Genomic DNA, 7,210 nt, shown 5'->3' with positions numbered 1-7,210 from the left:
GCGCTGGGGGCACCCCCAGCTACCGCTGGGGGTGCCCCCAGCGCCTCACCCGCCGGCGGGGCCGGATACGGGGCGGCCGCCGGCGCGGCCCGGTCCGGCTCGGGCGCGGCCACGGCGGTGCATTCGACCTGGCAGGAGCCCGACAAGGGGAGGACGATCCATTCGGCGGGGCCCGACGGCCAGGTGTACGGCTCGGCCGGGGTCAAGGTGAGGATCTTCAGGTGGGTCAGGGGCATGGACCACTCGGCGGTCAGGGGCATGACGTGAGGACCTCCTCCACCTCGGACGGCCAGGGCATCGCCGTGGAGCAGGCGAGGCGGGAGGCCACGAGGGCGCCGGCGGCGTTGGCGTAGCGGAGGGTGCGTTCCAGGTCCCAGCCCGCCAGCAGGCCGTGGCACAGTGCGCCGCCGAAGGCGTCGCCGGCGCCCAGGCCGTTGACCACCTCGACCCGGACCGGCGGCACCTGCGCCTCGGTGCCGTCGCGGTGCACCGCGTAGACCCCGTCGGGGCCGAGTTTGACCACGGCCAGGTCCGGCCCCGCCGCCAGCAGGGCCCTGGCCGCCGCCCGTGGTTCGGCGCAGCCGGTGGCGACCTCGGCCTCCTCGGCGTTGCCGACGGCCACCGTGGCCTGCTCCAGCGCCTGCGCGTAGAACGGCTGCGGCTTCTCCTCCCACAGCGTCGGGCGCCAGTCCAGGTCGAAGACGGTCGTCCCGGTGCCGTCGGCCCCGGTCCGGGCCCGGGCCCGGAGGGCCGTGAGGGTCGCGGTGCGCGACGGCTCGGCGCTCAGGCCCGTGCCCGTCATCCAGAGGATCCGCGCCGCCCGGACGGCGTCCAGGTCGAGTTCCTCCGGGTGGATCTCCAGGTCCGGCGCCTTGGGCCGGCGGTAGAAGTACAGCGGGAAGTGGTCGGGCGGGAAGATCTCGCAGAAGGTGATCGGCGTCGGGTACGCGGCGACCTCCGCGACCCAGCGCTCGTCCACGCCGAAGTTCCGCAGCTCCGCCCGCAGGTACGCCCCGAAGGGGTCCGCGCCGGTCCGGGAGAGCAGGGCCACGCGCCGGCCGAGCCGGGCCGCGGCGACGGCCACGTTCGCGGCGGAGCCGCCGAGGAACTTGCCGAAGGTGTCGGCCTCCGCCAGCGGTACCCCGGTTCTGAGCGGGTAGAGATCCACCCCGATCCGGCCCATCGTGATCAGGTCGAACGGGTCGGTGCCCACGAACAGTCCTCCAGTCTCCTCGAACCTCGCACCCTAAGGTGGCCGTCATGACGTCCTCCCCACCCGCGCTGTCCCGTATCCGTATCGGTTCGGCACCGGACTCCTGGGGCGTCTGGTTTCCGGACGATCCCCACCAGACCGGCTGGGAGCGCTTCCTCGACGAGGTCGCGGCGGCCGGCTACCCGTGGATCGAACTCGGCCCCTACGGCTACCTCCCCACCGATCCCGCGCGGCTGCGCGAGGAGACGGACCGGCGCGGGCTCCGGGTGTCGGCCGGCACGGTCTTCACCGGACTCCATCACGGTCCCGCCGTCTGGGAGGACACCTGGGCGCACGTGTCGCGCGTCGCCGCGCTCGCCGCGGCCGTCGGCGCCGGGCACCTGGTCGTCATCCCGTCGTTCTGGCGGGACGACAAGACGGGGAAGGTGCTGGAGGACCGGGTCCTGACGGCTGGTCAATGGCGGGAACTGGCCCGTCAGACGGAGCGGCTGGGGCGGGAGGTGCGGGAGCGCTACGGGTTGCGGATCGAGGTGCATCCGCATGCCGACACCCACGTGGACACCCCGGAGAACGTGGCCCGCTTCCTGGACGCCACCGATCCGGACGTGGTCTCCCTGTGCCTGGACACCGGTCACTACGCCTACTGCGGCGGCGACAGCGTCGAACTGATCAAGGCCTACGGCGAACGGATCGGCTATCTGCACCTCAAGCAGGTGGATCCGCGGATCCTGGCCGAGGTCGTGGCCGAGGAGGTGCCGTTCGGTCCGGCGGTGGCGCGCGGGGTGATGTGCGAACCGCCGTCCGGCGTGCCGGCCCTGGGGCCGGTGCTGGCCGCGGCTCAGGAGTTGGGCACCGAGCTGTTCGCCATCGTGGAACAGGACATGTACCCGTGCGACCCGGACCGGCCGCTGCCGATCGCCCGCCGCACCCGGGAGTACTTGCGCTCCTGCGGCGCCCGTTGAGGAGGAGACCCGTATGACCAGCACACTCGGCATCGCCGTGATCGGCACCGGCCGGATGGGGGCCGACCATGTCCGCCGGATCGGGCGGACGGTCGGCGGGGCCCGCGTGGTGGCCGTGGCCGACCCGGACGGGGACCGGGTCAAGGAGGTGGCGGCCGGCCTGGAGGGGGCGAGCGCGCACACGGATCCCGCGGCGGCGATAGCCGCGCCCGGGGTGGACGCGGTGCTGATCGCCTCGCCGGGCCCGGCCCATGAGGAGGCGCTGCTGCAGGCCCTGGCCCGGGACCTGCCGGTGCTGTGCGAGAAGCCGCTGACCCCGGACCCGGCGGGTGCGCTGCGGGTGATGGAGGCCGAGCAGCGGCTCGGCCGGCGCCGCATCCAGGTCGGCTTCATGCGACGCTACGACGCCGAGTACGAGCGCCTCAAGGAGCTCCTGGACGCGGGCGGGATCGGCCGGCCGCTGTTCCTGCACTGCCGGCACCGCAACGCCTCCTCCCCCTCGTTCTTCACCAGCGACATGCTGATCAGCGATTCGGTGGTGCACGAGGTGGACGCGGCCCGCTGGCTGCTCGGGCAGGAGGTCACCGCCGTGTCCGTGCTGTCCCCGCGACCCTCGTCGGCGGTGCCGGAGGGCTTGCAGGACCCGCAGCTGGTGCTGCTGGAGACCGCCGGAGGGGCGGTCGTCGACGTGGAGATCTTCGTCAACTGCGGGTTCGGCTACCAGGTGCAGTGCGAGGCGGTCGGCGAGCGCGGCAGCGCACGGATCGGCGACGGACACGCGATGGTCGTCCAGTCCGCCGGGCGCTGGGGCGGGGAGATCCCCCAGGACTTCACCGTGCGCTTCGCCGACGCCTACGACCGCCAGCTGCGTGGCTGGGTGGCCTCGGTCGCCCGGGGGCGGGTCGAGGGACCGGACGCCTGGGACGGTTACGCGGCCGCGGCCGTCTCCGAGGCGGGCCTCACCGCCCGCCGCACCGGCCATCGCACCCTGGTGGACCTGGTCGAACGCCCTCCGCTCTACCGCCTTTCCTCCTCCCGTCCTCCTGCCTCGCCCTGACCGCCGGTCCCGCGATTCCTGTGGCGCTGGCGTCACAGGAATCGCTCCCGTGTCACACATGTCCGCATTACGCGGCCCTTCCGTCACAGCCGGTCCACAACCGCTCTCCGACAGTCACCGGCTGTCGTTCTCCGGGCACAACTCGCGTGATCGTCGCGTCCGCGCCCCGGCTCCCCCGACGGCCTCCCGGCCGCCCCTGGGGCGTGGACAAGGAGGTGTGCCATGACCGACCGGAAGCTGTGGTCGTACAAGGAGATCGCCGCCCACATCCGGGTCCAGCCCGACTCCGTGCGCTCCTACCGCAAGCATGGGCTCCTCCCCCCGCCCGATCATGTGGAGGGCGGCAAGCCCTATTGGTACGCGGACACGATCCGGGCCTGGGTGGCCCAGCGCCCCGGCAACCGGGGCCGGCGCGACGGCTGAGCGGCGTGCCGGGAGTGGCGGGGCCCGCCCCGGGCCCCGCCACCGTCAGCGGCTGCCCGCCAGGGCCTTCCCGGACGGGTCCCCCGCCTGTGGCCCCCCTTCGTCCACGCCACCGGACTCGCCCCCCGACGTGCCCCCGGCCTCGGCCCCGGCCGGGCCCTCGCCCTCGCTCAGGCCGAACCGTTCGTGCAGCCGGCGCAGCGGGCCCGGTGCCCACCAGGTGGCCCGGCCGGTCAGCTTCATCACCGCCGGGACCAGCAGACTGCGCACCACCATCGCGTCCATGAGGACCGCCAGGGCGATGCCGAGCCCCAGCATCTTGGTGTTGGTCACCCGGGAGGCTCCGATGCCCACCATCACCACCGCGAGGATCACCGCCGCCGCCGTGATCAGCCCGCCGGTGCGGGCCAGTCCGGTGCGGACCGCGCCTTCGTGGTCGCCGGTGCGGTCGTACTCCTCCTTGATCCGGGATATGAGGAACACCCCGTAGTCCATGGAGAGTCCGAAGGCGATGCAGAACATCAGCACCGGCAGGGTGGTCTCGATGTCCCCGGTCGGGGTGAAGGACAGCGGGCCTGCGAGATGGCCCTCCTGGAAGACCCACACCACCGCTCCGAACATGGCCGTCAGACTCAGCGCGTTGAGCACGACGGCCTGGACCGGTATCAGCACGCTCCCGGTGAGCAGGAAGACCAGCAGCAGGGTCGCGACCACGATCAGGCCCAGCGCCCAGGGCAGTTGCTCGGCGATGGCGTGCCTTGTGTCGACCAGCCGGGCCGCCTCGCCGGCGACGGCCGTCCCGAAGGGCGCCTCGACCGTGCGTACCCGGCCGACCAGGTCCTGCGCCGGCTGCCCGGCAGCCTCCCCCTCGCCGAGGACGGTGAAGTAGGCGTACCGGCCCGAGGTCACCGGCCCGTCGACCCCGACCACGCCGGGCAGCGCCTGGAGGCGGCCGCGGTAGGCGGCGTAGTCGGCCTCGCCCGCGGTCCCCTCGGTCAGGACCACCAGGGAGGCCCCGGGGGCGGCGGGGAAGTGGTCCCGGATCTGCTGCTGGACCAGGTGGGAGGGGGCCGTGGCCGGGAGCTGCCGGTCGTCGACGGTGCCGAACTTCACCCCGAGGAAGGGCAGTCCGAGCAGCAGCAGCGCCGCCGTGGTGCCCGCGGCGAACAGCGGGGCCCGGCGCATCACCAGCGCCGCCGAGCGCGCCCAGGCCCGCCCGCCGCCGGCCGGGGCGTCGGCGCCCCGGGCCCGGCCGCGCCGCCACAGCCGGCGCAGGTCCAGGGCGTCCACCCGCCGGCCCAGCAGGACCAGGGCGGCCGGGAGCAGGATCAGGGCGGCGGCCGCCGCGATCAGGACGACCGCGATCCCGGCGTAGGCGAAGGAGCGCAGGAAGTACATCGGGAAGAAGAGCATGGCGGAGAGGGCGACCGCGACGGTCAGCGCCGAGAAGAGCACGGTGCGCCCTGCGGTGCGCAGGGTGGCCCCGACCGCCTCTGCCGGCTCCCGGCCCGCCGCGAGCTCCTCCCGGAAGCGCCGCACGATGAACAGGGCGTAGTCGACGGCGAGTCCGAGACCGAGCGCGGTGGTGAGGTTCAGGGCGAAGACCGAGACCTCGGTGACCTCGGTGAGGCCGCGCAGCACCGCGTTGGTGCCGAGGATGGCGACGATCCCGACGCCGAGCGGCAGCAGGGCGGCCACGGCGCTGCCGAAGACCAGGACCAACAGGACGAGGGTGACCGGCAGGGCGATCAGCTCGGCGCGCAGCAGGTCCTCCTGGATGGTGGTGGTCACCTCGCGCTGGACCGCGACCGGTCCGCCGAGGGAGACCCGCACCGGCCCGTGGGTGCCGCCGTAGGCGGGGGCGATCCGCTCCAGGGTCCGGGAGGCGGTCTTCTCCTCGCCCTGCACCCGGGCGGTGATCAGCGCCTGCCGGCCGTCCTCGGAGCGCAGGCCGGGCAGTCCGGTGGCCCAGTACGAGCCGACCCCGACGACCCCCGGTTCGGCGGCGAGCCGCCCCGCGAGCCGGCCGGCCTCGGCGGCGACCGCGGGATCGTCCACCCCGGCCGGACCGGCGTCCACGAGCAGCAGCAGATTGGGCTGGGAGGCGGGGAACTCGCGCTCCAGTGCCTCGGCGGCCCAGGTGGACCGGGCGGCCGGGTCCTCCCAGCCGCCGCTGCCGAGCCGGTCGGCCACCCCGCCGCCGGCGAGCACGGCCAGGGCCGTGACGAACAGCGTGAGCAGCAGCGACAGGCGCGGCCGGGCCGTGACGAACCGGGTCCAGCCCCCGCCTCCCGGCGGTTTCCTGACATCGGACATGACGCGGTGTCCCCCTCCACCTTCCACCGCGAAGCGCACCGTCGACCACGATGTACTTCGACCACGAACGGACCACGACGGAAATACACTGAAAACACGAGCCACCGCTCGCATTCACCACCTCAGAATGCGAGTGACCCCTCGCGTTTGTCAATCACCCACGAGAAGCACGCACAGCAAAGGGGATGAAGTGCCGGAATCCGGGAGCGCCAAGAAGACGGCCGCGCCACGCCGCCGGCAGGCCCGCGGGGAGCGGCGGATCGCCCAGCTCCTGGCGGCCGCGGCCGGCGTGTTCTGCCGCACCGGCTACGCCGCCGCCAGCACGAACGCGATCGCACGGGAGGCCGGCGTCTCGCCGGGCACGCTCTACCAGTTCTTCCCGAACAAGGAGGCCATCGCCGTCGAGCTGGGCGGCCAGCTGCTCCGGCGCGCGCACGAGATGCACGGACAGGCCTTCCTGCCGGAGAACCTGGACAAGCCGCTGCCCCAGCTGCTGGACGCGGTTCTCGACCCGGTCATCGCGTTCAACTGCGAGAACCCGGCCTTCTGGGCCCTGATGCACGGCTCCGGGGTGCCCGGCATCGCCCAGGAGCACGAGGAGCTGCACACCGGCCTGCTGGCCCGGGTGGAGGGGATCCTGCACACCTTCGCCCCGGACGCGGACCCGACCGTCCTGCGCCACGTCTCGAACATGACCCTCGGCATCATCAAGTCGTCCCTCGACCTGATCCTCGCCACCGAGGGGGACGAGCGCGCCGCCTACGTCGCCGAGCTCAAGACCGTACTGCTGCGCTACCTGGAGCCGATGGTCGCCGCGACACCCGGGACGGCCGCCGGAGATGCTCGCCTCGATACCCCCTAGGGGTATATAGTCGAGTGTGGTGGAAGGCCGGGGCGTACGGTCGCGGCCTGCCGCCGACCCGACACGCCCCTGAAGAGGAGAACGACATGACCGCCGAGACGGACACCCGGACCACCACCGTCTACCGCGTGACCGGCATGACCTGCGGGCACTGCGAGGGCGCGGTGACCGCCGAGCTCTCCGCGCTCCCCGGGGTCACCTCGGTCAAGGCCGTCGCCGCCACCGGCGAGGTCACGGTGGTCTCCGACGCCCCGCTCGCCGAGGACGCCGTCCGCGCCGCCGTGGACGAGGCCGGCTACGCGCTCGCCGACCGGGCCTGAGCCCCACCCCAGCGTCGACCCGCCGGGTCGGCTCCGGCCAGCTGATACTGGTACCGA

The 7,210-nt window shown here is 73.5% G+C and carries 7 protein-coding genes and 1 pseudogene; 5 read left to right on the top strand and 3 right to left on the bottom strand.

Features of this window, described 5'->3' with window-relative positions:
• A pseudogene (locus EF918_RS02315) lies at positions 1 to 260 on the bottom strand (hypothetical protein); the annotation flags it as partial.
• The gene (gene iolC, locus EF918_RS02310; RefSeq protein ID WP_260609715.1) at positions 251 to 1,213 is read right to left on the bottom strand and encodes a 5-dehydro-2-deoxygluconokinase; all 963 of its coding nucleotides are present in this window, start codon (positions 1,211 to 1,213) and stop codon (positions 251 to 253) included. The pseudogene EF918_RS02315 and the gene iolC, both read right to left, overlap by 10 nt.
• A gap of 47 nt (positions 1,214 to 1,260) precedes the next feature.
• Here iolC and EF918_RS02305 point away from each other — a divergent pair, with 47 nt between their 5' ends.
• From EF918_RS02305 to EF918_RS02295, 3 genes are all read left to right on the top strand, one after another.
• Positions 1,261 to 2,175, top strand: coding sequence for a sugar phosphate isomerase/epimerase (locus EF918_RS02305; RefSeq protein ID WP_125639732.1), 915 nt, complete (start codon positions 1,261 to 1,263; stop codon positions 2,173 to 2,175).
• Positions 2,176 to 2,188: 13 nt separating this feature from the next.
• Entirely contained in the window at positions 2,189 to 3,232 is a 1,044-nt protein-coding gene (locus tag EF918_RS02300; protein WP_125639729.1) for a Gfo/Idh/MocA family protein, read from the top strand.
• Positions 3,233 to 3,454: 222 nt separating this feature from the next.
• Entirely contained in the window at positions 3,455 to 3,655 is a 201-nt protein-coding gene (locus EF918_RS02295) for an AlpA family transcriptional regulator (protein WP_125639726.1), read from the top strand.
• A 45-nt stretch (positions 3,656 to 3,700) separates the two neighbouring features.
• Here the strand turns inward: EF918_RS02295 and EF918_RS02290 are convergent, their stop codons facing one another.
• On the bottom strand, positions 3,701 to 5,971 hold the full coding sequence (locus EF918_RS02290) for an MMPL family transporter (RefSeq protein WP_125639723.1): 2,271 nt from the start codon (positions 5,969 to 5,971) through the stop codon (positions 3,701 to 3,703).
• Positions 5,972 to 6,161: 190 nt separating this feature from the next.
• Between EF918_RS02290 and EF918_RS02285 the strand changes: the two genes are divergently transcribed.
• Both EF918_RS02285 and EF918_RS02280 read left to right on the top strand, forming a co-directional pair.
• Complete coding sequence (locus EF918_RS02285) at positions 6,162 to 6,833, top strand: TetR/AcrR family transcriptional regulator (protein WP_260609714.1); 672 nt, start codon at positions 6,162 to 6,164, stop codon at positions 6,831 to 6,833.
• 86 nt (positions 6,834 to 6,919) lie between these two features.
• Entirely contained in the window at positions 6,920 to 7,153 is a 234-nt protein-coding gene (locus EF918_RS02280; RefSeq protein ID WP_125639717.1) for a heavy-metal-associated domain-containing protein, read from the top strand.
• Positions 7,154 to 7,210: the final 57 nt, after the last annotated feature.

Source organism: Streptomyces sp. WAC06614 (assembly GCF_003949795.1).
Taxonomy (GTDB): Bacteria; Actinomycetota; Actinomycetes; order Streptomycetales; family Streptomycetaceae; genus Streptomyces.
Note: the sequence above shows the minus strand (reverse complement) of the source record. Positions and strands in the feature narration are given on the sequence as shown.

Bases quoted from the DNA above. Each gene is read 5' to 3' on its own strand.
- EF918_RS02300 (WP_125639729.1), top strand. From the start codon at position 2,189: ATGACCAGCACACTCGGCATCGCCGTGATCGGCACCGGCCGGATGGGG.
- EF918_RS02295 (WP_125639726.1), top strand. From the start codon at position 3,455: ATGACCGACCGGAAGCTGTGGTCGTACAAGGAGATCGCCGCCCACATC.
- EF918_RS02305 (WP_125639732.1), top strand. From the start codon at position 1,261: ATGACGTCCTCCCCACCCGCGCTGTCCCGTATCCGTATCGGTTCGGCA.
- EF918_RS02280 (WP_125639717.1), top strand. From the start codon at position 6,920: ATGACCGCCGAGACGGACACCCGGACCACCACCGTCTACCGCGTGACC.
- EF918_RS02290 (WP_125639723.1), bottom strand. From the start codon at position 5,971: ATGTCCGATGTCAGGAAACCGCCGGGAGGCGGGGGCTGGACCCGGTTC.